The 26,133-nt window shown below is 59.6% G+C and carries 29 protein-coding genes, 1 tRNA gene and 1 pseudogene; 10 read left to right on the plus strand and 21 right to left on the minus strand.

All coding sequences use genetic code 11. The features are described from left to right. The 6 genes from BLP23_RS31295 to lipB form a co-directional block, all read right to left on the minus strand. Positions 1-555, minus strand: a 555-nt coding sequence (locus BLP23_RS31295) for an alcohol dehydrogenase catalytic domain-containing protein (RefSeq protein ID WP_167364047.1), incomplete at its 3' end; no start/stop codon positions are given. Between the two features lie 129 nt (positions 556-684). Then, entirely contained in the window at positions 685-1,947 is a 1,263-nt protein-coding gene (locus BLP23_RS31300; RefSeq protein ID WP_092588580.1) for a zinc metalloprotease, read from the minus strand. Between the two features lie 114 nt (positions 1,948-2,061). Then, positions 2,062-4,071 carry an acetyl-CoA carboxylase biotin carboxylase subunit gene (locus BLP23_RS31305; RefSeq protein ID WP_092588581.1) on the minus strand — a complete coding sequence of 670 codons (2,010 nt, stop codon included), beginning with the start codon at positions 4,069-4,071 and terminating at the stop codon, positions 2,062-2,064. Positions 4,072-4,175: 104 nt separating this feature from the next. After that, positions 4,176-4,868, minus strand: coding sequence for a hypothetical protein (locus BLP23_RS31310; protein ID WP_092588582.1), 693 nt, complete (start codon positions 4,866-4,868; stop codon positions 4,176-4,178). 85 nt (positions 4,869-4,953) lie between these two features. After that, on the minus strand, positions 4,954-5,892 hold the full coding sequence (locus BLP23_RS31315) for a DMT family transporter (protein ID WP_092588583.1): 939 nt from the start codon (positions 5,890-5,892) through the stop codon (positions 4,954-4,956). Between the two features lie 59 nt (positions 5,893-5,951). After that, a complete protein-coding gene (gene lipB / locus BLP23_RS31320; protein ID WP_092588584.1) occupies positions 5,952-6,665 on the minus strand; it encodes a lipoyl(octanoyl) transferase LipB in 714 nt (237 codons plus the stop codon). A 175-nt stretch (positions 6,666-6,840) separates the two neighbouring features. Between lipB and BLP23_RS31325 the strand changes: the two genes are divergently transcribed. Then, positions 6,841-6,925, plus strand: a tRNA-Leu gene (locus BLP23_RS31325). Positions 6,926-7,028: 103 nt separating this feature from the next. Here BLP23_RS31325 and BLP23_RS31330 read toward each other — a convergent pair. Continuing rightward, positions 7,029-7,526, minus strand: a complete 498-nt coding sequence (locus BLP23_RS31330; protein WP_092588585.1) for a BON domain-containing protein — start codon at positions 7,524-7,526, stop codon at positions 7,029-7,031. 74 nt (positions 7,527-7,600) lie between these two features. Then, positions 7,601-8,095 (minus strand): peptide deformylase, encoded by a 495-nt coding sequence (locus tag BLP23_RS31335; RefSeq protein ID WP_092588638.1) that lies wholly within the window; start codon positions 8,093-8,095, stop codon positions 7,601-7,603. 232 nt (positions 8,096-8,327) lie between these two features. Here BLP23_RS31335 and mgtE point away from each other — a divergent pair, with 232 nt between their 5' ends. Both mgtE and BLP23_RS31345 read left to right on the plus strand, forming a co-directional pair. Beyond that, the gene (gene mgtE / locus BLP23_RS31340) at positions 8,328-9,743 is read left to right on the plus strand and encodes a magnesium transporter (protein ID WP_092588586.1); all 1,416 of its coding nucleotides are present in this window, start codon (positions 8,328-8,330) and stop codon (positions 9,741-9,743) included. Positions 9,744-9,808: 65 nt separating this feature from the next. Beyond that, positions 9,809-10,201, plus strand: coding sequence for a MerR family transcriptional regulator (locus BLP23_RS31345; RefSeq protein WP_022715690.1), 393 nt, complete (start codon positions 9,809-9,811; stop codon positions 10,199-10,201). 3 nt (positions 10,202-10,204) lie between these two features. Here the strand turns inward: BLP23_RS31345 and BLP23_RS31350 are convergent, their stop codons facing one another. Genes BLP23_RS31350 through BLP23_RS31360 form a run of 3 tightly spaced genes read right to left on the minus strand, consistent with a single transcriptional unit; the run spans position 10,205 to position 12,418 of the window. Beyond that, positions 10,205-10,678 carry a methyltransferase family protein gene (locus BLP23_RS31350; protein WP_092588587.1) on the minus strand — a complete coding sequence of 158 codons (474 nt, stop codon included), beginning with the start codon at positions 10,676-10,678 and terminating at the stop codon, positions 10,205-10,207. A 10-nt stretch (positions 10,679-10,688) separates the two neighbouring features. Then, positions 10,689-11,654, minus strand: a complete 966-nt coding sequence (locus BLP23_RS31355) for an acetyltransferase domain-containing protein (RefSeq protein ID WP_092588639.1) — start codon at positions 11,652-11,654, stop codon at positions 10,689-10,691. Continuing rightward, a complete protein-coding gene (locus BLP23_RS31360) occupies positions 11,654-12,418 on the minus strand; it encodes a DUF599 domain-containing protein (protein WP_092588640.1) in 765 nt (254 codons plus the stop codon). Before BLP23_RS31360 ends, BLP23_RS31355 begins: the two co-directional genes overlap by 1 nt. A 181-nt stretch (positions 12,419-12,599) precedes the next feature. Between BLP23_RS31360 and BLP23_RS31365 the strand changes: the two genes are divergently transcribed. Together BLP23_RS31365 and BLP23_RS31370 are read left to right on the plus strand one after the other, a co-directional pair. Continuing rightward, a complete protein-coding gene (locus BLP23_RS31365; RefSeq protein ID WP_092588588.1) occupies positions 12,600-14,006 on the plus strand; it encodes an L-serine ammonia-lyase in 1,407 nt (468 codons plus the stop codon). A gap of 62 nt (positions 14,007-14,068) precedes the next feature. Beyond that, positions 14,069-14,506 (plus strand): DUF1489 family protein, encoded by a 438-nt coding sequence (locus tag BLP23_RS31370; protein ID WP_022715685.1) that lies wholly within the window; start codon positions 14,069-14,071, stop codon positions 14,504-14,506. 2 nt (positions 14,507-14,508) lie between these two features. On the opposite strand, the gene BLP23_RS31375 is transcribed toward BLP23_RS31370, so the two are convergent. The 7 genes and pseudogenes from BLP23_RS31375 to BLP23_RS31405 form a co-directional block, all read right to left on the minus strand. Next, the gene (locus tag BLP23_RS31375; RefSeq protein WP_027513178.1) at positions 14,509-14,781 is read right to left on the minus strand and encodes a hypothetical protein; all 273 of its coding nucleotides are present in this window, start codon (positions 14,779-14,781) and stop codon (positions 14,509-14,511) included. 110 nt (positions 14,782-14,891) lie between these two features. Then, on the minus strand, positions 14,892-16,424 hold the full coding sequence (locus BLP23_RS31380; protein WP_092588589.1) for a D-alanyl-D-alanine carboxypeptidase: 1,533 nt from the start codon (positions 16,422-16,424) through the stop codon (positions 14,892-14,894). Between the two features lie 116 nt (positions 16,425-16,540). Continuing rightward, a complete protein-coding gene (locus BLP23_RS31385) occupies positions 16,541-17,293 on the minus strand; it encodes a hypothetical protein (protein ID WP_092588590.1) in 753 nt (250 codons plus the stop codon). A 243-nt stretch (positions 17,294-17,536) separates the two neighbouring features. Beyond that, the gene (locus BLP23_RS31390) at positions 17,537-18,136 is read right to left on the minus strand and encodes a transglutaminase-like cysteine peptidase (protein ID WP_092588591.1); all 600 of its coding nucleotides are present in this window, start codon (positions 18,134-18,136) and stop codon (positions 17,537-17,539) included. 382 nt (positions 18,137-18,518) lie between these two features. After that, positions 18,519-18,981: pseudogene (locus BLP23_RS31395) on the minus strand (alpha/beta hydrolase). 64 nt (positions 18,982-19,045) lie between these two features. After that, positions 19,046-19,660, minus strand: coding sequence for a PilZ domain-containing protein (locus BLP23_RS31400; RefSeq protein ID WP_022715679.1), 615 nt, complete (start codon positions 19,658-19,660; stop codon positions 19,046-19,048). Positions 19,661-19,783: 123 nt separating this feature from the next. After that, a complete protein-coding gene (locus tag BLP23_RS31405) occupies positions 19,784-20,401 on the minus strand; it encodes a PAS domain-containing protein (RefSeq protein ID WP_092588592.1) in 618 nt (205 codons plus the stop codon). A gap of 297 nt (positions 20,402-20,698) precedes the next feature. Between BLP23_RS31405 and BLP23_RS31410 the strand changes: the two genes are divergently transcribed. After that, a complete protein-coding gene (locus tag BLP23_RS31410; protein WP_092588593.1) occupies positions 20,699-21,469 on the plus strand; it encodes a rhomboid family intramembrane serine protease in 771 nt (256 codons plus the stop codon). A gap of 103 nt (positions 21,470-21,572) precedes the next feature. Then, positions 21,573-22,007 carry a CBS domain-containing protein gene (locus BLP23_RS31415; protein WP_022715676.1) on the plus strand — a complete coding sequence of 145 codons (435 nt, stop codon included), beginning with the start codon at positions 21,573-21,575 and terminating at the stop codon, positions 22,005-22,007. 15 nt (positions 22,008-22,022) lie between these two features. Here BLP23_RS31415 and BLP23_RS31420 read toward each other — a convergent pair whose 3' ends face one another. The 3 genes from BLP23_RS31420 to folE form a co-directional block, all read right to left on the minus strand. Beyond that, entirely contained in the window at positions 22,023-22,994 is a 972-nt protein-coding gene (locus BLP23_RS31420) for a patatin-like phospholipase family protein (RefSeq protein ID WP_092588594.1), read from the minus strand. Positions 22,995-23,110: 116 nt separating this feature from the next. Then, positions 23,111-23,563, minus strand: a complete 453-nt coding sequence (gene hisI, locus BLP23_RS31425; protein ID WP_022715674.1) for a phosphoribosyl-AMP cyclohydrolase — start codon at positions 23,561-23,563, stop codon at positions 23,111-23,113. Between the two features lie 22 nt (positions 23,564-23,585). Then, entirely contained in the window at positions 23,586-24,200 is a 615-nt protein-coding gene (gene folE / locus BLP23_RS31430) for a GTP cyclohydrolase I FolE (RefSeq protein ID WP_092588595.1), read from the minus strand. Between the two features lie 306 nt (positions 24,201-24,506). Between folE and BLP23_RS31435 the strand changes: the two genes are divergently transcribed. The 3 genes from BLP23_RS31435 to BLP23_RS31445 all read left to right on the plus strand — a co-directional run bounded on the left by BLP23_RS31435 (position 24,507) and on the right by BLP23_RS31445 (position 26,064). Further along, positions 24,507-24,953, plus strand: coding sequence for an iron-sulfur cluster assembly scaffold protein (locus BLP23_RS31435; protein ID WP_092588596.1), 447 nt, complete (start codon positions 24,507-24,509; stop codon positions 24,951-24,953). Between the two features lie 120 nt (positions 24,954-25,073). After that, on the plus strand, positions 25,074-25,517 hold the full coding sequence (yidD, locus tag BLP23_RS31440) for a membrane protein insertion efficiency factor YidD (protein WP_092588597.1): 444 nt from the start codon (positions 25,074-25,076) through the stop codon (positions 25,515-25,517). A gap of 10 nt (positions 25,518-25,527) precedes the next feature. Further along, positions 25,528-26,064: a DUF1697 domain-containing protein gene (locus tag BLP23_RS31445; protein ID WP_092588598.1), complete on the plus strand. Its 537-nt coding sequence runs from the start codon at positions 25,528-25,530 to the stop codon at positions 26,062-26,064. Positions 26,065-26,133: the final 69 nt, after the last annotated feature.

Raw genomic sequence — 26,133 nt, forward strand, 5'->3', positions numbered from 1 at the left:
CTCCACCTTGGCGGTGTTGATGACGGCGCCGATGCCGGTGGTCACGCCGCAGCCGATGTAGCAGATCTTGTCGAAGGGGGCGTCCGCATTGACCTTGGCAACGGCGATCTCGGGCAGCACCGTGTAATTGGCAAAGGTCGAGCAGCCCATGTAGTGATGGATCTTGTCCTTGCCGATCGAAAAGCGCCACGTGCCGTCCGGCATCAGGCCCTGGCCCTGGGTGGCGCGGATCGCCGTGCAGAGATTGGTCTTGCGCGACAGGCAGGACGGGCATTGACGGCATTCCGGCGTATAGAGCGGAATGACGTGGTCGCCCTTCTTGACCGAGGTCACACCCGCGCCGACATCGACGACAATGCCGGCACCCTCATGGCCGAGGATGGCCGGAAACAGCCCTTCCGGATCGGCGCCAGACAGGGTGAAATCGTCGGTGTGGCAGATGCCGGTCGCCTTGACCTCGACCAGAACTTCGCCGGCCCGCGGGCCCTCCAGCTGCACGGTCATGATTTCCAGCGGTTTTCCTGCCTGAACGGCAACGGCGGCGCGAACGTCCATCGTCTGATCTCCTCGTGATTTCCGGCGTAACCTTGGCATGCCGGGCGGCGGCGGCTCAAGCGAAAAGGAAGTGCGGCGACGACATTGTTGCAAAATCAGCTACTTGCGACAACCAGTTTGCTTAGAGCGTCAAAAGAGCTTTTCCGCCGAAAAAATAACTGCATAACCGTGAATGAGGATCGCAGCATGAAGGCCGAAGGTGACCAGCAGGCGCTCGCAGGCCTTCATCTCCACGAGCTTGTGGCGTGGCTTGAGGGATCCCGCGCCAATCATGCTGAGCAGGATGAAGACGGCGAGCGCCGCAGCCAGGATGCCGCTTGAAACGCCAACCTCCCAGCCGATGACGAGAATGTAGGCCGTAACGGCAAAGCTCGCTCCGATCAGCGAGCGGGGTGTTCTGAAGATCTGCCGCAAGACCTGACCACCGTCGAACCTTTGCATTGGCAGAAGATTGAGCAGGTTAAACGCGCCGAGGATGAGCAGGAAGATCAATAGCGGGCCGCGGAATTGCTCCGACAGCAGGCCATGTGCCACAATGTTATCCCCGGCGATCAGGATGGGCACGAAGAAGGCCGAGATGCCAGGCCCCATCAGCGCACAGGTGGCAACCTCGAAATGGCTCTTGTACGGTCTGCCGCCAATCGCGATGCCGCCGAGGAGCGGCACGAAGATCATGCGCACGGATTCATGTCCGAAAGTCCTGTAGGCGGCGAGATGCCCGAGCTCGTGCAGAGCGATGACGAGGGTAAGAAATGTCGAGATCATTAGCCCGGAAGTCGTCAGTCCGAAGAATGGCCAAAGCAATAACGTCGAGAGTACAGCCAGGCCGCATTGAAAGGTGGGATGCTCGAAATATCCCTGCGGAACCGATGCGCCGGTTTCCAGCCAACCTTCGAGCGCACGCAGCTCGCGGCGCAGCATGACATATCGGAAAAGAAGGAAGGCGAGGCCGCGGTAACGATCCGTCTGGGTAATTTCGATCTCGGCGCCGTCGGGCACGCGGCGAACGATCCTGCTTTCGTTGAAATCCCGCCAGAATGCCACATCAAGCGTGCTGTCGTCAGCGACGCGCGAACGAAAGCCGCGTCCGCCGGCGGCCGGCAATGGCTCCAAAGTCAGCAAGCGGCGCAGAGGCGCACCGTCGCGGTCCAAATGGCTATAGATCTGCTCGACGATGCCTGTGCGGTTCTTGAGTGGCTTGCTGCTGATGACGCAATGGTGCCAGTCGGCGTCGGTGCCGGCGGGATCGATCGCTCTCCACAGCTCCTCCGGCGGTCTCTGGAATGTTCGCGTCAGGCGAATGGTGCGCACGCCGAGTGGTATGCGCATGAGCAGCCAGAGCAGGCCAAGATTGATGAAAAGCAGCAGAGCGGCAGATTGCAGCGCCGTCATTCGTGTCTCCGAGGCCCCAGCCACAGGACGAAAACGCCGCATACTAGGCTGCAAGACCTTAACAAATGCGAAGTCGCGTCAGCGGTGGCGCACGCGGACCTGTGCCAATCCGGATCAGGCGAATTCCAGGATCACGGCATCGACGGCGAGGCTCTCGCCAGGCTTCGCATTGATCTTGCCGACGACCAGATCGCGTTCGGCGCGCAACACGTTTTCCATCTTCATAGCTTCCACCACGGCAAGCGTTTCGCCAGCCTTTACCTCCTGGCCTTCCGCGACGGCGATCGAAATCACCAGCCCCGGCATCGGGCAAAGCAGCAGCTTCGAGGTATCCGGCGGGAGCTTGACTGGCATCAGGCAATCGAGTTCGGCGTGGCGCGGCGTGAAGACCGTGGTGCGCACCGCAAGGCCCTGCCAATCGATGCGCATGCCGTTGAGAACCGGCCGAACCTGGGCCGTCACCGCCCGTCCGTCGATTGCCCCGTTCCAGACTGGCTCACCAGGTCGCCAATCGGTGACAACATGAAACTTTTCTCCCGCTGCTTCCATCTCCATGTCGAACGGGATGGTCACCAGTCCAACGGCAAGCCTCACCGGCATATAGTCCGTGCCGATCTTCACGACCCATTGCTCGCGAAGTTTACCGTCCGAAGCGCGCAATCGGTCGATATGGCGTTCGCGGCGATCGGCTTCGATCAGCGCTGTAGACAGCGCTACGGCCGCAAGCAGAGCCTCTTCCCGCTGATCGGGGGCCATCGGCGCAAAGCCGTCCGGATACTCCTCCGCAATGAAACCAGTCGAAAGTCTACCCTCGCGCCAGCGCGGATGCTTCATCAATGCCGAGAGGAAGGGCAGATTATGCGCGATTCCGTCAACCACGAAGCCGTCGAGTGCCCGGCCCATGGCCTCTATCGCTGCCGAACGGTCCGGCGCCCAGGCGCAAAGCTTTGCGATCATCGGATCGTAATACATCGAGATTTCGGCGCCCTCGAAGACGCCGGTATCGTTGCGGACGATCGTGCTACCGTGCCAGCCTTCCGCGGGCGGACGGTAACGCGTCAGGCGGCCGATCGACGGCAGGAAGTTGCGATAAGGATCTTCGGCGTAGAGGCGGCTTTCGATCGCCCAGCCATTCAGCTTTATGTCCTTCTGGCTGAAGGGAAGCGTTTCGCCCGCGGCAACCCGGATCATCTGCTCGACGAGGTCGATCCCGGTCACCAGTTCCGTCACCGGATGCTCGACCTGCAGCCGCGTGTTCATTTCGAGGAAATAGAAATTGCGGTCGCGGTCGACGATGAATTCTACCGTTCCTGCACTCTGATAATCGACGGCCTTCGCCAGTGCGACGGACTGCTTGCCCATCGCCTGTCTGGTCTTTTCGTCGAGGAAAGGCGAGGGGGCCTCCTCGACGACCTTTTGGTTCCGCCGCTGGATCGAGCATTCGCGCTCGCCAAGATAGACGGTATTGCCGTGCGCATCGGCCAGCACCTGGATCTCGATATGGCGCGGATCGACAATGTATTTCTCGATGAAGACGCGATCGTCGCCGAAAGAACTCCTTGCCTCCGAGCGGGCACGGTCGAAACCGTCGCGGACTTCCGCCTGGTTCCACGCGATACGCATGCCCTTGCCGCCGCCGCCAGCCGAAGCCTTGATCATCACGGGATAGCCGATCTGACTGGCAATCTTCTCGGCATGCGCTGCATCCTCGATGACGCCGAGATAGCCCGGCACCGTTGAAACCTTGGCGGCATTGGCGAACTTCTTCGATTCGATCTTGTCGCCCATCGCCCTGATGGCCTTCGGTTTCGGCCCGATGAAGACGATGCCTTCCCGTTCCAGGGCCTCGCAAAAGGAGGCCCGTTCGGAAAGGAAGCCATAGCCGGGGTGAAGAGCTTCCGCGCCGGTCTCCTTGCAGACGGCGATGATCTTTTCGGCGACGAGATAGCTCTCGGCTGCCGCCGCCGGGCCAATATGCACTGCCTCATCAGCCATCTCGACGTGAAGGGCATCGCGGTCTGCGTCCGAATAGACCGCGACCGTTGCAATACCCATGCGGCGCGCAGTCTTGATCACGCGGCAAGCGATCTCGCCGCGGTTCGCGATCAGGATTTTCTTGAACATGCAGACTCCACCCGAAAAATGCGTCCAGAAGTTCTACGCACAAACGCCGGGGCGCACAATCGTGCGAAATCTGACGGTGGGGAAGGGACCTGTCCTAACGCAAGTCACGCAACGGCTTGTTCGTCGTCCACGATCCGCAGCCAGCGGCTGGTGCGCGGTTCGACGTAATCGCGAAGCTGGAGCGCCTGCAGGATTTCAGCCCAGCGGGGATGATTGGCGGAAGGCAGCGTTTCCGCTTCGATCCGGCACAAGACGCTGTGGGTGAGATGCGAAACCGGAATCACGCCGCCCTCGCTGATGTTCCTCAGCACGCGCATCACGAAATCGATGTCCTGGCGGGCGATGCCCTTGCGGTTCACTGCACGCGACAGCTTGTAGCCGCCGACATCGTCGGTAATCGCAAGGCGCAGCTGATCGAGCGCAAAGGCGCGCAGCTCGTCCGGCACATGGGAGGAAATCTCCATGATGTGCAGTACGAGTTCCAGTTCGAGCGCCGAATTGATGACGCCGTCGGTCGCAAACATGCGCATGATCCAGGCGACATTAATCTCGTCCAGCGAGCCCTGCGGATAGCTGTAGTTGACAATGAAACCGGCGAGTTCTTCCACGAAGAACGCGCTCCATTCCGGGCATTTTTCAGGACAGGAATTATTCAGCGCCAGCATTACAACGACGTCGTCGGCCCTCCGGACGCCGTGCGGAAAGCTGTGCTTGCGCAAGAGGCTGATATCGTCGGCGGCCAGCCGATGCTTTCCCGCGATCACACATGCCGGAAAAGCGAGTCGGAATTCGCTCATCTTTCATCTCCAGACTTCTTCATGAAGCCGGAAATGATTTTAGCCCAGCGGAATTGAAGAACCCTCAACGACAAGGGTTAATCGACTACGCAGGTGTTTCCGATGATTTTAGCGATCTTGACTGAACGCGTTCGCGCCAGATGATGAAGAGGCCGGACGCGACGATGATGAAAATGCCGATCCATTTGGAAAAATTGGGAAAATCGTTGAACAGCGCGTATCCGAGCACGGTCGCCGAAATGATCTCGAAATATTGGAACGGGGCAAGCAGCGACAGCGGCGCAAGGCGGAATGCCCTGACGACCAGCATATGCGCATAACCGGAGATGGTGCCGAGGACGAGCAGCAGGGCGAGGCCCAATATCGACGAGGGAAGCGACATTTCGAAATCGGGCATTGCCAGCGCATCTCCGCCCAGGAGCGCAGCCCCCATGAAGAGGGTTCCACCGATTCCGGCCAAGGTCTGCATCGTTAACGGCGAATCGGCTTCACCAATTGCCCGGTTGAGGAAGAGATAGAGAGAGAAAAGGAAGGCACAAACCACTGGCAGCAGCGCCTTCAGGCCGAAGATTTCGTAGCTCGGCTGGATGACGATCATCGCGCCTGCGAAGCCGACGACGATCGCCGCCCACCGCCGCCAACCGACCTTGTCGCCGAGGAAGAGGGCCGAAAGAGCCGTCAGCATGAATGGTTCCACGAAATAGATCGCGAAGACATCCGCGAGCGGCATGTATTTGACCGCGACGAAGAAGAGCAGGCTGGCTGCGCCATGCAAGACGCCCCGCAGCAGGTTCATCCATGGCCGCTTTGCCGAAAGCGCCTTCCAGCGGAAGACGGCAAGCAGGATAGGAAGCGTGCAGGCTACCTGAACGAAGAAGCGATAGAATGTCACCTGCCCCGGTGACATCGCCTCGAAGGTCGCCATGTATTTGGCGATCGCGTCCATGGCGGGCAGAACGACCATGGCGCCGGCCATGATGAGCATGCCTTGAAGCGGATTTTGCGGAGATTGTTCTTGGGACATGGTGCAGGCTTTCGGGAACGAAGCCATCAACCACAGGAATGCATGGCGATCAATATCGCCTAGCGCTCGCCCACCGTTTTGCCGAAGACCGATTCGAAGGCTTCCCGCAGGCGGATATCCACATCCGCCATCATTACCGGCAGGCCGAGATCGACAAGGCTGGTCACGCCGTAGGCAGAAATCCCGCAGGGTACGATACCGGTAAAATGGTCGAGGTCGGGATCGACATTGAGCGACAAGCCATGAAACGTCACCCATCTGCGGAGCCTGATGCCGAGCGCAGCAATCTTGTCCTCGCTCATGCTGCCGTCGGGAAGAAGCGGTTTCTCCGGCCGTCTCACCCAGACGCCGACGCGGTCCTCGCGCCGCTCGCCGCGTATATTCATCGAACCGAGCGTAAGGATCACCACTTCTTCAAGCGCCGCGACAAAGGCGCGTACATCCTGCCGCCGGCGTTTGAGATCAAGCATCACATAGGCAACGCGCTGGCCGGGGCCATGATAAGTGTATTCGCCGCCGCGGCCGGTCGCAAAAACCGGAAAGCGGTCCGGCTGCACAAGGTCCTTCGCATTGGCGCTGGTGCCTGCCGTATAGAGGGGCGGATGCTCGACGAGCCAGACAAGCTCGTCGCCGCCCTCGGCGATCACGGCCACCTCGCGCTCCATCGTCTCGACGGCTTCGCTATAAGCAATGAGACGATCGGCGATGCGCCAACGAACCGGCTTTGAGCCTTCAAGCGGAAACATCGACAATTGCAGATCGGTGCGCAGCATAGACTTCCTTTGCCGCACGGCGATCATAGGCGGCAGATCGCCTATATGGCCCCGTTTGACGGGCAATTCAAATGCTGTGATTTTGTTTTGCAAAAATCTGCCATATCGCCCTTGTGCACCCCAAATGCTTTTGCTACATGCTGCCCCGCCGACGCAAATCGGCACCTACCACGATGCGGTCGTGGCGGAATTGGTAGACGCGCAGCGTTGAGGTCGCTGTGGGGCAACCCGTGGAAGTTCGAGTCTTCTCGACCGCACCATTCTCTTCCAGAGAATTTTTTAGAACGTCCCCTCTCGCGGGCGACCCGAGAAATGGGCCGGTTTCCGGTCCCTTTTTTCGATTGGCCTTGATTCTCAGGGACTTCAATCCTCGTCCGATAGATGCGAATCAACACCGATCGTTTCCAGCCGGTTGCGGATATGGTGGACGCCATCGACTGAAAGGGCACCAAGTTCGACCTTCCGGGCCATTCCGATGGTCTCGACCGCGCCTTCCAGCGTTACCGTATGGCCGTCGGCATGAACATCGATGCTGTCGAGGTTCAGATCGGGGATGTTTTCCAGGTTCTCAGTCACGCGCGCTTCGAGGTCATCGCTTTCGTCGCGATTGATCGTATCGGCCCTGAGCGAATCCTTGAGCCGGTTTTCATTTCCGTCTTCGTCCGTGCCGTCGACGCGAAAGCCGCTGTTAGGATCGCGGTCGAAGTTTGCGGGCGTTTCGCCATAGGGACGATTTTTCGGTTCAGGCGATCGCGCACCTGCTTCGTCGGAGTAGGGCCAGCCATCGTCAAGATTGCGTTCTTCGTAATCGCGATAATCGTCTTCGCGCGAAAATGTGGTCTTGTCGTTCTTCTTTGGCATCGTCATTCTCCCTCAGGTGTTACCTTGATCGAAGAACGCCCGGGGTCCGGAATGGTTCGCCAAAGTTTCCTGAATCACAGCGTCGCTTTTTCCCATTTCCGGATCAGGCGGTCGCGCTTCAGCTTCGACACGCGCTGAAGCCAGAAAATTCCGTCAAGCTGGTCGACTTCGTGCTGAATGCAAATTGCCAGGAAACCATCGGCATGCTCTTCATGCTGGACACCGTTGATGTCCTGGTAGCGGAAACGGACTGCGCGGGGTCTCGTCACCTCGTCGCTCACGCCCGGCATCGACACGCTTCCTTCCGTCTGGCGCACGAGTTCATCCGAAACCGAAATGATATCAGGATTGATCAAGATCCGAACCCCGTCCGCCTTGTTGAGCTCAATCACGACCACCCGCAGGAAGACGCCGACATGGGCGGCCGTGATGCCGACGCCGGGTGCGACGCGCATCGTCTCCAAGAGATCGTCAGCAAGCTGACGCAGTGCCGAATCGAAGACCCTCACCGGTTCGCAGACTGTCTTCAGGCCGGTATGCGGATAGCGAAGAATGGGGCGAATGGCCATCGGCGGCGGTCCTTTTTTGCTGGCGCGGAAACTATCGGCAAGTCGGCGCATTGTCATCTGCGCGACGCTTTGGCGCTAGACGGCACCGAGCATTTCGGTTAGCAGGAGCTGGAATTCGGGCGGGCCGAGAGGGCAGGCGGAATTCGTTTATCCGCTTGTTGACAATGCTTTTTCAGCCGCCATTCTCGAATGCGGCGCGACAGTCATTAATCTTGGAATGCGAGGACGGCAGATGACGGAAACCGGAGATGACGACCGCATCCGCAGACGTCCGGACGACGAAGGAGCCGACATCTACGACGAGGACGGCAATGTCCGCAGCGACTTTCTGGCGCTTGTCGGCGCTGCCATCGCTGACCGCGATACGATTTTTCTCCGGCAGAACGTTGCGCGCCTTCACGAGTCCGAAATAGGCGACCTGCTGGAATCGATTCAGCCGGATCAGCGCCTGGCGCTCGTCCGCCTCCTCGGCGACGATTTCGACATGACGGCGCTGACGGAGGTCGATGAAACGATTCGCCGCGAAATTGTCGACCAGATACCGAACGAGCAGATTGCCGCTGCAATCGGCGACCTCGATTCGGACGACGCTGTTTACATTCTTGAGGACCTCGACCAGGAAGACCGGGAAGAAATTCTGGCGCAGCTGCCGTTCACCGAGCGGGTGCGCCTGCGCAGGGCACTGGATTACCCGGAAAGCTCTGCCGGCCGCCGCATGCAGACGGAATTCGTGGCGGTGCCGCCCTTCTGGACCGTCGGTCAGACGATCGACTACATGCGCGAAGAGGAGGACCTGCCTTATTCCTTCACGCAGATCTTCGTTATAGACCCCACCTTCAAGCTGCTCGGCGCCGTCGATCTCGACCAGATTCTCCGCACTAAGCGGCAGACAAAAATCGAAGCGATCATGCGCGAGACGACTCATCCGATTCCAGCCGAGATGGACCAGGAAGAAGCGGCGCAGCTCTTTGAGCAATACGACCTTCTCTCAGCCGCCGTCGTGGACGAGAACGACCGTCTTGTCGGTGTTCTTACCATCGACGATGTAGTCGACGTCATTCACGAGGAAGCGGATGAGGACATCAAACGCCTCGGCGGCGTCGGTGACGAAGAGCTGTCCGACAATGTCATCTCGACCGTCCGCTCGCGCTTCCTCTGGCTGATGATCAATCTCGGCACGGCGATGCTTTCGGCCAGTGTCATCGGGCTCTTCGACGCATCGATCGAGAAGATGATCGCGCTTGCCGTACTGATGCCAATCGTGGCCTCCATGGGAGGCAATGCCGGTACGCAGACGATGACCGTGACCGTGCGCGCACTCGCGACCCGCGACCTCGACATATACAATGCCGGCCGCATCATCCGCAGGGAGGCGGGCGTCGGCGTCCTGAACGGCATCGTCTTTGCCAGCATCATGGGTACGATTGCCGGCACGTGGTTCCACGACTACCAGCTTGGTATGGTCATCGGCGCCGCCATGATCATCAACCTGGTGGCTGCGGCGCTGGCAGGCATTCTTTTGCCGCTTCTTCTGGATAAGGTCGGCGCGGACCCGGCTATCGCGTCGTCCGTTTTCGTAACCACCGTCACTGACTGCACCGGCTTCTTCGCTTTCCTCGGTATAGCCACCTGGTGGTTCGGCATCTGAGCCGGATTTGCCTAAATTGACTATTACGTAAAAGTCAATATTATGGGCACAAGAGTGGGAAGCCAATGCCAGTGAACAAGTACTATAGCATAACGGAGCTGACGCGCGAATTCGGAGTGTCGACGCGCACGCTTCGCTTCTACGAAGACGAGGGCCTGATCCATCCGGAACGCCGCGGGCGAACGCGCCTCTTCCGTCCGGCCGACCGGCGCCTGATCCAGGAAATCCTGCGCGGCCGCCGCATCGGCTTCACGATCGCGGAGATTCGCGAGATCATTCAGGTCTACAAGGATCCGCCGGGGGAACTCGGCCAGCTCAAGCTTTTGATGAAACGTGTTGACGAAAAGCGGGAAGACCTGCGCAAGAAGCGCAAGGACATCGACGACACGCTGACGGAGCTCGACAATATCGAAGAGGCCTGTCTCGGCCGTCTCGCTGAAATCGGCGTGGGCACCTGAGCGTCAGATCCAGCGTCTGGTTCTTCTGCAATAGCTTTCGAAATCGCAGCCGAAGCGGGCCTGCAGGTGTCTTTCCTCGCGCCGGATCGCAACGAAGGTGGTGACGATCGCCGCGAAGACGGCTGCGACGTAGAACCAGCTATTTGCCGTCATGAGGGCGAAGGCGATCGTTGCAATCGTGTAGCCGAGATAGATCGGATTGCGCGTGTAGCGAAAGGGACCGCGGGTGACGAGATGGGTTGTTGCGCGATGCGGCAAGATCGTCGTCCCGCTCTCCAGCAGGGTCTTGATCGCCCATATATCGAGCGAGACGGCCGCGACGGTGAGCGCTGCGCCTAAGATCCAGGCAAAGGCGGTATGCATTCGGGGTATCGGAAGCCCGGCGATTTCGCCGAGCAGGAAAGCGCAGACAAAAGCGAGGCCGTATAGAACCGGCGGCCATGGAAATTTCAGCGGCTTCGAACGATAGGCATTCATCGAACTACCTTCATTGCGCTTCGGTGCTGCACTCCAATGCGATACGCTGGACCCTTTCATCCTTATCCGCCTGGATTGCGCCAGACTGGAGTGGCGTGAACAGGTTTTCACTCTGCAATCTTTCGAGCGTGCACTGGCAGAAGCTGCGGCAAAGCGCTTCGCCTTCCTGGACGACGCAGGAGGATTGGCATTGCTGCAAGTAGGTCTGCACGGGATCAGGCTTTGCGGGCGGAACGACGATTGAAAGCGCATAGGCGATCGAAATCAGGATCGGCTGGTGGATCAGGTAAATCGCGAGGCTGTGACGGCCAGCTTTTGCGAGCAGAGTGGTGCCGGTGCCAAATTTTGCGAGCCATTCCGCCCAGCCCTGCTTCAGCGCAATGCTCGATGCGCCCATGCCGAAGAGAAATGGCCCTATCCAGGGTAGAACCGGCACATAATCGTTCGACCGCGGAACCGTCTGCGAAAGGCCCACCCACCAAAGCCATGGCGTGTCGAAGAATGAAGAGCGCAGATAGAGCGGGGCGATGACGGCCGCAATGCCGGCGCCGATCGTGATAATCCCGGGCATGCGCAGGAAGAGGAGGCCGATGACGGTTGCAGCTGCGATACTGTGCAGAATACCGAAAAATATCGCGCCCTGCGGCATCGCGATCGCCGTCGCGGCCGTGATAAGAGCCGCGGCTGAAACGATGATGCCAAGCCGCCGGAGATAGGCCTGGCGCCTGATGCTTGGCGTGCAGGCAAGCACCAAGCTGACGCCGGCGAGGAAGAGGAATGTCGAGGCGATCGCGCGGGCATAGATCTTCAGCCACCCAGCCTCCGCTGTCCCGCGCGCCAGATAGCCCATGAACTCCATATCCCACGTGAAGTGGTAGGTCGCCATGGCAATCAGGGCCGCGCCGCGCGCCGTGTCGAGCAGGCCGATGCGCGGCGGCCGGGCGGGCGCACCGTTTTCGTTCGCCGAAATAGCCATCATAATCCCCCGGGCAAATCACTTCCGCCATCTGGCGGCATATCGCGGCGAATAGCAGAAAGGTGGAGAATTGATGGCGGGTTGGCATCCATGATCGCCAGCCGGGCCTCCGAGAAGAACTGCCTGCGCGTGAGCACCACGACGATGATCGCCGTCGTCGCCATGAAAACGTAAGCGTTCACGAACCACCCGAGATAACCGATCGACAGGAAGATCGCGCGAAGGCCTTCATTGAAATGTCCGCCGGCAATCACATTCATGCGGATGACCCGTTCGGCGGCGCGCTCGGCGGCGATGACATCGGTCTCGCTGTCGCGCACCATTGGGATCGAGCCGAAGAGGATGCTGCAGTAGTTGAAGAGCCTGTAAGACCAGCCGAACTTGAAGAAGGCGTATGCAAAGAGGGCCGTCAGCCCGCCGACCTTGAGTTCGAAGCTCGCGGTGCCGCTGCTGAATACATAGGGCAGATCGGCGAAGATGGATTTTACCTTGTCCGTCGCGCCAAGCAGTGCAAAGCAGCTGCCGATCGCGAACATTGAAGTCGATGCAAAAAAGGCCGTGCCGTTCTGGAGCCCGGCCATGATCTGCGTGTCGATCATCTTCAGGTCGCGGCGCAGCGAATTGTAGATCCATTCGCGTCGCCGCTCGGTCATGGCATGGGTGAGGCTCGTGCGGCCGAAGAATGTCCTGCCGCGCAGCAGCCAGGCATAGCCGAGCCAGAGAATGGCGAAGAAAGCCAGTGCGATATAATCCGCAACCGTCAGCATCAATGTTACAATCCTGCATTCGACGCCGCCACTCTACAGATGCAATTGCATGCTGCAATGATTGGCAAGACGCGCCCTTCGTTTTAGTGTCGCGCCAATTAAACGCGATGTCGGTTCGTCGCGAGTGCCGGAATAGCCTTTTGGATAGTCTGGCGGAAGATTTTCACAGGAAGCAGGCATGTTCCTTTCGGTATTCGACGTTTTCAAGATCGGTATCGGCCCATCGAGCTCGCATACGATGGGTCCGATGTCGGCTGCCAACCGCTTCCTCGACCTGATCCTTTCGAGCGAATGGCCACGTCCGTCCTCTGGCGTTCAGGTTGCCGCGATCAAGGTCAGCCTGCACGGCTCGCTTGCGCATACCGGTATCGGGCACGGGACGGGCAGGGCGGTCATTCTCGGCCTGATGGGCGAGAAGCCCGACAGCGTCGATCCGGACAAGATGGACGGCATCATCGACCAGGTAGAGCGCTCCGGCCGCATCACGCCGCCCGGCCACCCGGGTTATTCTTTCATGCCGAAGAACGATCTGGTCTTCGACAAGAAGCAACCCTTGCCGGGCCATGCAAACGGCATGTCCTTCTGCGCCTATGACCGGGACGAACGCCTGCTCCTGAAACGCGTCTACTATTCCGTCGGCGGCGGTTTCGTCGTCACCGATACCGAGCTCGAGCAGATGCGCGCCAAGAAGAAAGCCGTCGCGGGTGCGACCAAGGTTCCCTATCCCTTCGCCACCGCCAAGCAGATGCTGGAAATGGCGGAGCGCTCCGGCCTCAGCATCGCGCAGATGAAGCGCGCCAACGAGGAGAGCCAGCGCAGCCGTGAGGAGCTCGACCAAGGTCTCGACCGTATCTGGGAAGCCATGCGCTCCTGTATTGAGCGCGGTCTCAAGGTCGACGGCATCATGCCGGGCGGTTTGAATGTCCGGCGCCGTGCGAGGAAGATCCATGACAAGCTGCAGGAGGAGTGGAGGAGCAACCGCATCAATCCGCTGCTCGCCAACGACTGGCTGAGTGTCTATGCCATGGCCGTCAACGAGGAGAATGCGGCCGGTGGCCGCGTGGTAACCGCGCCCACGAACGGTGCAGCGGGAGTTATTCCCGCAACGATCCGCTATTACGAACATTTCCACGAGGATTGGGATCAGAACGGCATCCGCGACTATCTCCTGACTGCGGCTGCCGTCGGCGGCATCATTAAGCACAATGCCTCGATTTCCGGCGCCGAAGTGGGCTGTCAGGGCGAGGTCGGTTCTGCGGCTGCGATGGCGGCCGCGGGACTTGCGGCGGTGATGGGTGGCACGCCCGCCCAGATCGAGAATGCGGCGGAAATCGCGCTGGAGCACCATCTCGGCATGACCTGCGACCCGGTGGCCGGTCTCGTCCAGGTGCCGTGCATCGAACGCAATGCACTCGGTGCCGTCAAGGCCGTTACAGCCGCCTCGCTTGCTGTCAAAGGCGACGGCCAGCATTTCGTGCCGCTTGACGCGTGCATCGAGACGATGCGCCAGACGGGCCACGACATGAACGAGAAATACAAGGAAACTTCGACCGGGGGTCTCGCTGTCAACGTCGTCGAATGCTGAGCCTGTGGACTTGCGACCGGTAGTCGCTTGACGCTGCCGGTCAAAAGGATTTCAACGACGGCATGGCATTGCACCTGATCAAATTATGCGTCGGCGCAGACTCGATCGACGATTTGCGCGAATGGGTGGCGGAGCGTTCGCTGCGGGCGATTGCGGCTGGCCTCGAGCCGCATTCCGTTCACACGACGCGCATGGTTCCAAAACGCGTGGATGAGCTGCTTGACGGCGGCTCACTCTATTGGGTCATCAAGGGGCAGGTGCAAGCGCGCCAGAAGCTCTTGGACATCCAGACCTTCACGGACAGCGAAGGGATCGGCAGGTGCCACCTGGTTCTTGGCCCGGAAGTGATCGAAACTGCCGTGCAGCCGAAGCGCGCCTTCCAGGGCTGGCGCTATTATCCGGAAGAAGACGTGCCGCGGGATATCACGACGCTCGGGGAGGGTGTTGCCGAGATGCCCGCGGATTTGCGCCGCGAGCTGTCGGAGCTTGGATTGCTGTAACCTCAGCGCAGCCGCAGCATGACCGGCGATTTGCCGTCCGGGCAGGTGACGTGCAAATGGATGCTGGCTTCCGGCTGCGAGTAGCGCCAGGCGCGCGCGCCGTGGCAGAGCAGCAAGTTGATCAGATCCTTGGTCTTCGCCGATTTTGCTCTCGGCCGGTGCAGGCCGATCTCAGCAAGCCGCAGCGCTGCCTCGTGCAGCGGATGAAGGCCGAACCGCGCCGGCTTGCCTGAACTGCGGGGCGGAAAACCCGTTACATTTCCATTGGTCGCCATAATCATCCCCGTACGCATTACAAATCGAGGTTATGAACTGTAGCCGGCGCCGCGAACACCGATTCCGGCCGTGAACGGCGCCGTCAGGAATGCTGGCGGCACCGTATCTCTCATTGGGCTGCGGCCCAGCACTTGACGCCTGCGCGCTTGAGCGCCTTGCAGGCATTTACGGCTTCGCGCTGGTCCTCGAAGCCGCCGAAGCGGGCGCGATAGACCTGATCGCCGCCGTTTGCATAGGCGACTGCGAAGGGCTTTGCCGAGCTCAGGGCCTTGCCGCCCTTGCTCTTTGCATTCTCCAGCAGATCCATCGCCATTTCGCGGCTCGACGACACGCCGATCTGAACGACCCAGCCACTAGGCCCCTGGTCGGCAACCGCCGCCGGTTTCGCGGCAGCGGCGGCGGGACCGACCGAAGCGGTCGTGAGAGCATCGACTGGATTGCCGGCCGGCTCTTCCGGCGGCATGTAGGCAGGGGCCGGAGAGGGGACAGCAACGGAGGCTTGCTTGAAGCTCTTGATCTTCACCTTGGTCGGAGCCGGAATCTCGGTCTTCTGTTCGGTAACGAGCGGGTTTTCGGATTTCGCAGCAGGAGCGTCGGTATAGGCGACGGCAGCGGATGCTACCTCATAGCGCGCATCCGGCGTCGGGCCTTTGCGCGGCAGGTCGACATCGGTGGCCGCGACAGGAATTTCACCTTCAGAAGCAACAGGTGACGGAACCGGTGTGGGTGCCGTCTGCGCAATCAGGTTGGAGCCGCCGCGCGTGGAAGCCTTCGGAAGATAGGTCGCAATCAGCTTACGCATCTGTCCATCGCGGGCAGGCGTGGAGGTGCCCCCCATGACGACACCGACGATCGACTTGCCGTCGGCCTGCACTGAGCTCACCAGATTGAAACCGGCAGCCCGGGTATAGCCGGTCTTGATGCCGTCGACGCCGCGCACCGAACCGACAAGGCGGTTGTGGCTGCGGATGACGCGGTTGCCGAACTTGAAGCTGCGCGTGGAGAAATAGCTGTAATACTGCGGAAAATGCTGGCGAAGTGCGATACCGAGGCGGGCCTGATCGCGTGCCGTGGTCATCTGTGCCGTGTTCGGCAGGCCGTTGGCATTGCGATAGGTAGTACGCGTCATGCCGAGCGCATGCGCCTTGACGGTCATCGCCTGAGCGAACCGGCTTTCGCTGCCGGCAAGTAATTCGCCAAGCGCCGTTGCCGCGTCATTGGCGGAGAGTGTCACAAGGCCAAGGATGCCTTGTTCGACGCTGATCGAACTGCCGGCCTTGACGCCTAGCTTGGTCGGAGCCTGAGATGAAGCGTAAGCCGAGAAGGGGACACGCGTGTCGAGACGGATGCGGCCCTGCTCAAGGGCCTCGAAGACCATATAGAGCGTCATCATCTTCGTCAGCGACGCCGGATATTGGAGGCGATCGGCGTTCTCGCTGTATAGAACGTTGCCGGACTTCGCATCGACGACAATGCCCGCGTATTTCGAATTTGCGGCTTCTGCTTCGGCTGTGGCCGACTCAACGAGGAAAGCCGTTGTTGCGATCGCGATCGCCGCTAACATCTTCACCAGGAAATTGCCGGATCGTGGCGATAATACGAAGGATATTGACCTTGACACTATTTCACTCTTCGCTTGCATTTCAAATATCGGCCTACACACGTCCTCGTTGTCTCGGCCATTGTCTTTTGAATCTAACCGAGCGGGGTTACCAATCCGTTTATGATTAATCGTTTGCTTCGCCGTACAGATGCATTTTAGCGGGGTGTTGCGGAACGGGTCACAAGACGGGCCTCCACAAATCTGCGAATAGCGGCATCAATATGGTCCCACTCCTGCAAATGGCGGCTTGAGAAGCGGTAGAGGACGCTAAGGTCTTTGCCGACCTTGATGTCGCGCTGGCAATCCCCGCTTGTTGGACCAGCCTCCGGGGAGGGCAGGATGCAGCGAACGGCGTATGTGGCCTCATTGGCGCGCGGTGCCGTCAGCAGAACCTCGCCGCCATAGCCTGCTTCGGCTTTCAGATTGTGCAGCATCAGTCCGTTGCCATAGGGCACGGCGGCGCCTTCCATCACATGCGTATAGATGAGCTCGACGCGGCCGGACATGTCGCGCGACATCGTGCTTTGGGTGATCTGCAGAAAGATAAGATTGGCGGATTGCGAGACGTCGTCGAATCGCTCGCGGTGTTCCTTCGTGTAGCCCTGCAATTCCGGCCAGGTGAGATAAACGTCGGCGCGTTCGGCGGCACCGCTATGCCTCTGGCTCGGGAAGCGGATCACGTTTTCGGGCAGAGTGAGCGTGTCGCGACCGATGGTGATCGTGACGATGGCGGTATCGTCGGTATTGCCCGCCAGCGTAATGTGCCGGCCGATCCAGCGGCCGCCGATGCTGATACCCAGCGTCAGCATTGCAAGAATTGCGACAACTGCGGTCAGACGGAAGATGAAGCCGTTCGAGAAGAGGGGCGACTCGTCGGGTATGCCGGTGCTGCGGGCGAGGTTGCTCATGGCGGATCTTTAATGTCTGACCGCCGCGAACGAGACTGGAGTCGCCGGTGCCTTGATGGATCTCGCGGCATCATCGGACGGATGCAGTTAAAGAAAGATTAACCCTGATCGCAAAGCGTCCTTCAGAAAGGGCGAGCCGCTCCCGGGACAGCGGGAACGGCTCCAGGGCGCCGGTCGGGACGGGGATTTGGGGACTGACCGGGCCGAGTGGGACCCGCCGGTATTTCGGGGGGGCAATTTGGCTTAGCGTACGCTACCAACCGCGACGGCACGGCCGTCCTGCAGCTTCATCCAGCGTGCCGGATCATCGGCGGACTGGCGCTTCAGGAAGGTGTATTCGGTATCCGCCCAGAGCATCACCTTGTTGCGCATGTTGTCGAGGATGAAGTCGCCATGATCGGTGCGGACTGTCAGCACGGCATGGCCTTCGCCGTTCGGCTGCATGACAACCGTTATCAGCGCATCGGATGGCGAGATGCCGGCGTCTATCAGCATCTTGCGCTTCAGCAGCACGAAATCCTCGCAATCCCCGACGCTGCGTGGGTAGGCCCAGCGCTCCTCGACGCCGTAGATTTCCTTGTCGGTCATCGGCTGGATCTGCGAGTTGACCTCGTAGTTGATTTTGAGAATTGCCTTCCAACGCTCCTGGGTCAGGATCGCGGGGCCGGCGTCGCCACCGTCGTAGGCGCATTCGCTCGAGTTTGCCTTGCAAAATTCATAGTGGCCGATTGGCGGGCTTGTGTTGCCTGCGAGCGTCATATTGGCGGGCGTCGCTTGGCCCGGGCTCGTCATTGCCACCATCAGGATACCGGCCAGAAAGGCGCCTTTGAGTGCATTGAACATTGTCTTTTCGTCCCCGTTTTGTGAGGATGACAATGACACGGACGTTTTTACCCAGCGCAAAATTACGCAGTAAAATTAACACCTTAGTTGATTCAAAAGCGCGTAAAACCTGATTAAAAACAAAATCGAATACGCGTAAAACTCGTCGCAGTTTCGATGCAAATTCGAATAAAATTTTATGTTTCGACGCAAGGCTTGAAGGCGCCACGGGTGCTGCCGTTCCGTAAAAAAAGTTAACGACAGCGACCAATGCGGCTAAATATTGGAGCGCGCTGCCCGGTACGGAGACAGCTCGCGCGGCTTGGAGAAGGCGCGGAAATTCTGAATAGGCTTGCTCCAAACCGCGCTTGCGGCTCGTTTTTCGCAGCGATGCCTCAAAAAATTATTCTTGGGAAATTTCGCGGAATTCGTCGGTTGCGGCGATGATGGCGGAGGAGATTGCCGTGTGCGACGTCGAGTGCGCGGCGTTTTCAACCACGACAAGGCGGCTGCCGGGCCATGCGTCGGCCAGTTCCCAGGCGGTCGTCAGCGGCACTTCAAGGTCGAAGCGGCCCTTTACCAAGATGCCGGGTATTCCCGAAAGGCGTCCCGCGTTGCAAGCAGCACGCCGTCATCAAGCCACGCGCTGCGGCCGCAATTTCGCTGGTCGAAGAGAACGATGAGACAGGCTGAAGGGTCGAAATAGCGTCGCGCGGCTGCAGAACATCCCAAGCCGGGACCACTGTGGAGAACGAGCGCGGCCTGGCCGAGCAGGTTGCCGCAGCATTGCCGGTAGATCCGGTTACCGTCTCCGGTCTCCAGGAAACCTGTGTCATAGGCTCGATTTTGGAATAAAGCGAAGACATGAAAGGCCGCCTGTTCGGAGGCCTTCATCGGTCATATCCATGACAGTGAAATCACAGCAGCCGCTTAGAGGAATTCGCGCAACGTCTCGCGGGACTGGAGCGAGAGGAACTCTAGCGCGACGCCCTCGCTGAAATGGCGCACGACGCGGCCGCGCATGTTGCCGAGGCGGACCGGCGTGCCGAGAGCGGGGCGCACCTCCACGTCAACTGCAGCACCCGACAACGACAAGTCCATGATGCGGCAGGTGTAGCGCGTGCCATCCTCAAGCGTTAGCTCTGTCTTCGTCTCGCGCGGGGTCAGGCGATCATGACGCCGGTCTTCCGGCAGGCCGAGCTCATGCTTATTGGCAAGCCAGGTGAGCTGTGCTGCAAGCTTCTCCCGCTTGCGCTCCGTGGCGTTGATCGACATCGTGAAGCCACGCACGTCGACGGTCAGAACGTTGCCTTCGACACGGCCGAGATGATCGATGTAGGCGACGACGCGCTCATTGGCGCGCGGCCGGCCGGCGCAGGTGACATACATGTCGCCGGGCGACATATCGATCACTGTGCATTCGTATTCCTCGTAGTTCGCAAGCATGAGGCGGCCCTGCATATTGATGGGCACGCGCTGGAAGACACCCTGCTCAGGGCGCGGCACTGTTGTCCGTGGCGTCTGGGCTTGCTGGAATGAGTGCATGAAAGCGCTTCTTTATAGAATGTTATACGGTAATCATTACCCGCAATCCCTTAACAGAAGGTTGTCCTGAACGGTGCGATTACACCTTGCAGCATAGGACAAGGCTGTGCCGAAATGAGACTGTCAACGCGGTGCCGCCCCGGAAAACAATGAAGACATCATGCGGCCAAGGACCACACTAAAGCCATGCGGAGGCGCGGCGGCAGCTGTGTATGGCCAGTTGCTCCCACCGCCGTTCTGCCCGGGCTTATCGCGAAGCAGGCGACTGCGGTCGAGCGCCAGAAAATCAAGCGGCACGATTTCCAGCCAGCTTGCCCCGGCGGACGCCGCAATGGCGCCGAGCAGCCGCGCGCGGCAGCCGTTTTCGCAGCGCAGCGGCATGACGATGATCTCGAAGGTGGCCTGATGCCCCGCCGTGCTGTAGCCGGTCGCGTTGAGCAGCGTCGGGATGACGTGATGCATCGCACCCAGAAGCGTTGCCTCAATGTCATCGGCATGGCCGTCGCCGAAGAGCTCGGCAAAGCTCTCGTCACGCAAATCCCGCCCGAAGAGATCGCAGATTCTGGTGCCGGCAAGCCGGAAGGTGACGGCGCCCAGCTCGTCGTTTTTCTCAAGGATGAAGAGGCTCGGCAGAAGGTGGCCAAGGCTCGACGGTTCGATCTGCGATTTCAACGGTGCATCGCTGGCACCACGCAGGCGGTTCCAGTAATCGTAAACATCGATGATCGTTTGATGACGCACGGCACACCAACCTGTTTCATTTCGGTTCAAGTTCAAGCCCGAACGGCTCTTCTGATGCTTACCAAGCGGATTTCATGCCAACTGCGGGAAGTTAAGGTTAAGGAACGGTTTCGATTGCGGCCGGTCACATGCCGTGCAACTGTTGGGTATCGCTTCGGAAACGAAGTTCAGCACTTCACTGATAGGGCGCGAGGTCATTTTCGGGGCGCGCTCGGCAAGCCGTCCGGTTCATCCGGGCGGCTTTTTTTTTGATCTTCGCTCCTGTATGGCTGAGACCTCAATCCGGCGAGGACGCATATGGACGATCACAGGACGGAGCCGGAAACGGTTGAGGAAATCCCGATTGAAAAGAACCGGACGCCGGTTTTCAATCTGCCCGGCACCCTGCTGGCGACACTCTGTTTGCTCGGCGCGGTCTATGCGGTCCAGTCGTTCATCCTCTCCGCAAACGCAGTCGACTGGCTTTTCATCACTTTCGGCTTCATTCCGGTACGCTATGTGATCCCGTTCTCTGAGCAGGGGCTGCAGTGGCTCTGGTCGCCGGTTACCTATTCTCTGCTGCACGGCAACGTGGAGCATATCCTCTTCAATGGGCTGTGGCTGATGGCTTTCGGCGCGCCGGTCGTGCGCCGCATCGGAAGCTTGCGCTATGTTATTTTCTGGATTCTTTCATCGGCCGCCTCCGCAGCGCTTCACGCCGGATTGAACTGGGGCGATCCAACCCTGCTCATCGGCGCTTCCGGTGTCGTTTCCGGGCTCATGGGGGCGGCATGCCGTTTTGCGTTTCCGCCGGAGCGGAAGGTGACGCGTCCGGCACATCTAAATCCGCGCCTGTCGGTCGCCGCGTCCTTTCGCAGCCGCACGGTGGTCGTATTCACGCTCTTCTGGATGATTGGCAACGGGCTTATCGCCGTCGGCATTCCGCTGATCGGAGACCCGAACCAGCCGATCGCCTGGGACGCACATATCGGTGGTTTCGTTTTCGGATTCTTCCTTTTCTCGCTCTTCGACCGGAATATTCCTGCGGAGCCTGAGGTTTCGGAAGAGCCGGATATATTGCAATCTTGAGCTTTGGAGTGCACCATTCGGGTTGATCCGCGTTGGGACGAACAGCCCTTCGCAGGTGCCTCTGTTCAGTTAAGTGTTTCACTTTCGACATGGGAGGTTTCGAATGTCCAACACCGTAAAAGCCATCCTCGACCTGAAGGGCCGCAACGTCGTCACGGCCGGGGCGAACACGACCGCCGGCGAGGCGGCCAAAGTGCTCAGCAGCCGCAAGATCGGTGCCGTTGTCATTGTCGGCGTGGAAGGCCGTATTGCCGGGATCTTCACCGAACGAGATCTCGTCAATGCCGTTGCAAAGTTCGGCAAGGACTGCCTCGATCAGCCGGTTGTCTCGCTGATGACATCCAGGGTCTTCCGCTGCCACGAGGACACGACCGTCAACGAGTTGATGGAATTGATGACCAGTCGGCGCTTCCGCCATCTGCCTGTTGAAACCAATGGAAAGCTCGTCGGTATCGTCTCAATCGGCGACGTCGTGAAGACGCGCATCGCAGAAGTCGAGCGCGAGGCAGAAGAAATCAAGGCCTATATCGCGGGCTGAGGCGTTCGCCCACCATCACGCCTGGGTGGCGAACGCTTCCTGCATCCGCCGGAGTTCAGGAAGCCGCGCTCTGGCTTCCTCATAGCCGCGCTCTATCGCTTCGCCAGCCCGGTGGAATTCCGATAGGCCGATGTCGCTGAGACGCGGATGCAACGAAATGTCCGGGGGATCGCCGGCAAGGCGCGCGCGCGAAATCCTGTCCTGGATGATATTGAAGGCTTGCACCATCACGCCGGTCATCCCAAGACGCGCATAGGGGGCTTCCTCTTGCTTCTGCATCTCCTGAAGCGTCAAGGTCGCATTGTGCTTGACGACTGCGGACCGGCCGAAGAGGTCGTAGTTCAGATTGACCGCCACGACGAGCTGCTGTTCGTAGCTGCGGCAAACGGAAACCGGCACCGGATTGACCAGTGCACCGTCGACCAGCGTGCGGCTGTTGCTGCGGACTGGCTCGAAAATGCCGGGCAGGGCATAGGATGCACGCAGCGCCGTAATCAGCGAGCCGCTGGAAATCCAGACCTCGTGGCCGGTGTTCACCTCCGCAGCCACGGCGACAAAGGGACGATCGAGGTCCTCCACGTTCAGACCTTCGAGATGCTCCTGCATGCGCTTCGTCAGGCGCATGCCGCCGAAAAGCCCGCTGCCGCCGATGGTAAGATCAAGAAGGCTGGCAATGCGGCGCATCGTCAGCGAACGGGCGAAGGCCTCGAGCTCATCCAGCTTGCCGGCAAGATAGCAGCCGCCGACCAGCGCACCGATCGAGGTTCCCGCGATCATGCCGACTTCGATGCCGGCCTCGTCCATTGCGCGCAGCACGCCGATATGCGCCCAGCCGCGCGCAGCACCGCCGCCAAGCGCCAGCGCAATCTTTGCTCTTTTCGGGGAAAGGGTGGACGTCGGAGGAGTAGTCATATCTGGAACTGTCGAGACACCGGAACCTGAACTGCCTGCTTCAGAGCTCTGACGATGCAAACTCCAGTTCAGCATGGTATGCCTCCTCCAGGCAGAAATATTTCAGTTTGTTATAGTGTCCCCGTTCCCTTTCCAAATCGTATACAGCAGCGCTATCTGTCTCAATAGCGAGCAGGTAACTGACACGCGCGCTATTTTCCGTAGACGTCTTTCGGGTCGAAATGCCGCTCGTCATCCACGATATCGAGCATTGGTTTCCCGTCCTGGAGCGTCACCGTGCGGTAGAAGCAGGAACGGCGGCCAGTATGGCACGTCGCGTCGTGGCCCGCGACCTCTACTTTAAGCCAGATTGCATCCTGATCGCAGTCGGTACGGATTTCCTTCACCGTTTGGATGTTGCCGGAGGTTTCGCCCTTTATCCAGAGCTTGCCGCGCGATCGGCTGAAGTAATGTGCCTTGCCCGTTTGGATCGTCAGTGCCAGCGCCTGCGCGTTCATATGCGCAACCATCAGGATCTCGCCGTCATGCACGTCGGTGACGATCGCGGTGATCAGGCCGCGATCATCGAAGCGGGGCGTGAAATCGCCTGCATCTTCCAGTTCGGATTTGTCGTCGGACGGCGCATTGAATGCAAATGGCATCATTCGGCTCTCTTAATGGGAGCCGTCAGCGGCTCCGCACCATGGACATGAATCGCGCCTGTTCGGCAGGCTCGGCCTTGAAGATTCCGGTAAAGGTCGTCGTCAGCGTCATGGAACCCTGTTTTTGTACGCCGCGCATCGCCATGCACATATGTTCGGCTTCGAGCATGACAGCAACGCCGCGCGGAGCCAGCGTATCATCAATCGCCTTGGCGATCTGTGCGGTCATGGTTTCCTGCGTCTGAAGGCGGCGGCCATAGATCTCGACAACGCGGGCGATCTTGGAAAGTCCAAGTACCTTGCCGTCAGGCATATAGGCGACATGTGCCTTGCCGATAATCGGCACCATGTGATGTTCGCAGTGCGAATAGAACGGAATATCCTTCACGAGAACCATATCATCGTAGCCGGCGACCTCTTCGAAGGTGCGTCCCAGAACGTCTTCCGGGTCCATTTCGTAGCCGGCGAAAAGTTCGCGATATGCTTTGGCGACACGGGTCGGGGTATCGATCAGCCCTTCGCGGGACGGATCGTCACCAGCCCAACGAAGCAGAACGCGAATTGCGTCTTCGGCTTCCTTCTGGCTGGGGCGTTCGGCGTCACGGCTGGTCTGCGGAAAATTCTTTACGATGGCGTCCATACTGCTCAAGTCTCCTGGTCCACAAACGTTTGGACCGTCTTTCGGACTCGCCACTGGTATCCCTTGTCAGGAATGTTGCACCTTTGGCAGGCTCCGGGGCTTTCGGGGCAGCTTATAGCCCGTCCGGCACGGTTTCCCAATCAAACTTACCCGAGGACCATTGCATTTTCATGGTCTTCGAACGACATACATATAGGAAGACGGCGTCTTCATGTAAGTATGCTAGCACGACACGGTGTGTTTTTTGTTTATGATACAATGACCGCCGAGTAAGCCGATCCGCGGCAATCTGGAGCGGAATTCACCATGGACGACATCTATAACAGCAAAATTCTCGAATTTGCAGGCAATATTCCGCTGACAGGCAGCTTGGCCGATGCCGATGCAAGCGCACAGGCGCATTCGAAACTCTGCGGTTCCAAAGTGCGGATCTGGCTGAAGATGGACGGCGATACAGTCATCGCGTTTGCCCATGACGTCAAAGCCTGTGCGCTCGGCCAGGCATCCTCCTCGATCATGGCCCGGCACGTGATCGGCGCAACGGCCGGCGAACTGCGCAAGGCCCGCGAGGACATGCTCGCCATGTTGAAAGCGGACGGAGAAGGTCCGGATGGCCGCTTCGAGGACATGCGCTACCTGCGCCCGGTCAAGGATTACAAGGCTCGCCACGCATCCACCATGCTGACTTTCGACGCTGTCGTCGATGCGGTCGGGCAGATCGAGGCAAAGCGCGCCGAAATGGCCGAGGCGTGAACATTGAGCGTTCCGCTATGTGACACCCCCCTCTTTCACTTGGTGACATCTCCTCCGCAAGGGGAAAGATCGGGATGGTGCGACCCTGCCGGCGCCTCCTCAAGACGCGGGGGTTAGGCCATGTGCGAATTTTGCGATCTTCAGCAGGACGACGACGAAGGTCTGCCGAAACGCAGGATGTCCCGGCTAACCTCCCCGGAAATGTCACGAAGCGACACAGGGGGCAGTCCCGGGCCGGTCGTCGGATACTCCCGTAACTATACCGGCCCTTTCCGCAAGACCCCTGACCGCTTGCTCGGCATGGGATTGATCCGGCTTTATCAACTGACCTTATCCGGCTTTATCGGCAACTCCTGCAGGCACATCCCGACGTGCTCGGAATATGGCTACGAGGCGATCGCGCGCCACGGCCTGTGGGCTGGCGGATGGATGACGCTCTTTCGCGTCGGGCGCTGCGGGCCGGGCGGAACGAGTGGTCTCGATCCCGTGCCTGAAGGGCTGGAGCAGCGCTTCCATTGGTGGGCGCCGTGGCGCTACTTTGCGCTCGGACGGAAAGCGGGCTGACCGCAAACCCATGCCACGTAAAACTCTCTACGTCGCGCTCCTTCACAGCATTGTGCTCGCGCCCGGTCGCCGGGTCGTGATGTCCGATCTTCGCGATATGGCTGCGGCGCTCGGATACGGCAACCCGCGCACGCTGGTCTCGACCGGCAATATCGTCTTTGAAGCAGACAGTTCGCCGCTCGGTGACATCGAAGCGAAGATTGAAGCTGCTTTCAAAACGAAATTCGGCAAGCCCGTCGATATCATCGTCCGCAAGGGCGCGGATTGGCTGAGACTGGCGAAGTCAAATCCGTTTCCGGATGGCGATGGTAGCCAAGTGATCGTGCGCGTGATGCGCAAGCCGCTCGATCAGTCCGCCTTAACCACGCTTCAGAAATACCTCGAAGCCAACCAGCGCTTGGCGATTACCAATGGCGATCTGTGGGTCGATTTCGCCGGCAAACCCAGTGAATGGAAGCTGCTGTCGGCGCTCACGACCAAGCGCATGGGCGTCGGCACGCTGCGCAATTGGAACACGGTCCGCGGCCTTGCCGAAATGATCGGCTGAGCAGGCCTTGCCTTTACTCACACGCCAAATCTCGGTATCAGGCGGCAGCGCATTCGTGCCGACGAAGCG

The sequence above is a fragment of the Rhizobium mongolense subsp. loessense genome, from assembly GCF_900099775.1.
In the GTDB taxonomy this organism is placed as follows: domain Bacteria; phylum Pseudomonadota; class Alphaproteobacteria; order Rhizobiales; family Rhizobiaceae; genus Rhizobium; species Rhizobium loessense.

Bases quoted from the DNA above. Each gene is read 5' to 3' on its own strand.
- BLP23_RS31300 (WP_092588580.1), bottom strand. From the start codon at position 1,947: ATGACGGCGCTGCAATCTGCCGCTCTGCTGCTTTTCATCAATCTTGGC.
- BLP23_RS31305 (WP_092588581.1), bottom strand. From the start codon at position 4,071: ATGTTCAAGAAAATCCTGATCGCGAACCGCGGCGAGATCGCTTGCCGC.
- BLP23_RS31310 (WP_092588582.1), bottom strand. From the start codon at position 4,868: ATGAGCGAATTCCGACTCGCTTTTCCGGCATGTGTGATCGCGGGAAAG.
- BLP23_RS31315 (WP_092588583.1), bottom strand. From the start codon at position 5,892: ATGTCCCAAGAACAATCTCCGCAAAATCCGCTTCAAGGCATGCTCATC.
- lipB (WP_092588584.1), bottom strand. From the start codon at position 6,665: ATGCTGCGCACCGATCTGCAATTGTCGATGTTTCCGCTTGAAGGCTCA.
- BLP23_RS31330 (WP_092588585.1), bottom strand. From the start codon at position 7,526: ATGCCAAAGAAGAACGACAAGACCACATTTTCGCGCGAAGACGATTAT.
- BLP23_RS31335 (WP_092588638.1), bottom strand. From the start codon at position 8,095: ATGGCCATTCGCCCCATTCTTCGCTATCCGCATACCGGCCTGAAGACA.
- mgtE (WP_092588586.1), top strand. From the start codon at position 8,328: ATGACGGAAACCGGAGATGACGACCGCATCCGCAGACGTCCGGACGAC.
- BLP23_RS31345 (WP_022715690.1), top strand. From the start codon at position 9,809: ATGCCAGTGAACAAGTACTATAGCATAACGGAGCTGACGCGCGAATTC.
- BLP23_RS31350 (WP_092588587.1), bottom strand. From the start codon at position 10,678: ATGAATGCCTATCGTTCGAAGCCGCTGAAATTTCCATGGCCGCCGGTT.
- BLP23_RS31355 (WP_092588639.1), bottom strand. From the start codon at position 11,654: ATGGCTATTTCGGCGAACGAAAACGGTGCGCCCGCCCGGCCGCCGCGC.
- BLP23_RS31365 (WP_092588588.1), top strand. From the start codon at position 12,600: ATGTTCCTTTCGGTATTCGACGTTTTCAAGATCGGTATCGGCCCATCG.
- BLP23_RS31370 (WP_022715685.1), top strand. From the start codon at position 14,069: ATGGCATTGCACCTGATCAAATTATGCGTCGGCGCAGACTCGATCGAC.
- BLP23_RS31375 (WP_027513178.1), bottom strand. From the start codon at position 14,781: ATGGCGACCAATGGAAATGTAACGGGTTTTCCGCCCCGCAGTTCAGGC.
- BLP23_RS31380 (WP_092588589.1), bottom strand. From the start codon at position 16,424: ATGCAAGCGAAGAGTGAAATAGTGTCAAGGTCAATATCCTTCGTATTA.
- BLP23_RS31385 (WP_092588590.1), bottom strand. From the start codon at position 17,293: ATGAGCAACCTCGCCCGCAGCACCGGCATACCCGACGAGTCGCCCCTC.
- BLP23_RS31390 (WP_092588591.1), bottom strand. From the start codon at position 18,136: ATGTTCAATGCACTCAAAGGCGCCTTTCTGGCCGGTATCCTGATGGTG.
- BLP23_RS31400 (WP_022715679.1), bottom strand. From the start codon at position 19,660: ATGCACTCATTCCAGCAAGCCCAGACGCCACGGACAACAGTGCCGCGC.
- BLP23_RS31410 (WP_092588593.1), top strand. From the start codon at position 20,699: ATGGACGATCACAGGACGGAGCCGGAAACGGTTGAGGAAATCCCGATT.
- BLP23_RS31415 (WP_022715676.1), top strand. From the start codon at position 21,573: ATGTCCAACACCGTAAAAGCCATCCTCGACCTGAAGGGCCGCAACGTC.
- BLP23_RS31420 (WP_092588594.1), bottom strand. From the start codon at position 22,994: ATGCTGAACTGGAGTTTGCATCGTCAGAGCTCTGAAGCAGGCAGTTCA.
- hisI (WP_022715674.1), bottom strand. From the start codon at position 23,563: ATGATGCCATTTGCATTCAATGCGCCGTCCGACGACAAATCCGAACTG.
- folE (WP_092588595.1), bottom strand. From the start codon at position 24,200: ATGGACGCCATCGTAAAGAATTTTCCGCAGACCAGCCGTGACGCCGAA.
- BLP23_RS31435 (WP_092588596.1), top strand. From the start codon at position 24,507: ATGGACGACATCTATAACAGCAAAATTCTCGAATTTGCAGGCAATATT.
- yidD (WP_092588597.1), top strand. From the start codon at position 25,074: ATGTGCGAATTTTGCGATCTTCAGCAGGACGACGACGAAGGTCTGCCG.
- BLP23_RS31445 (WP_092588598.1), top strand. From the start codon at position 25,528: ATGCCACGTAAAACTCTCTACGTCGCGCTCCTTCACAGCATTGTGCTC.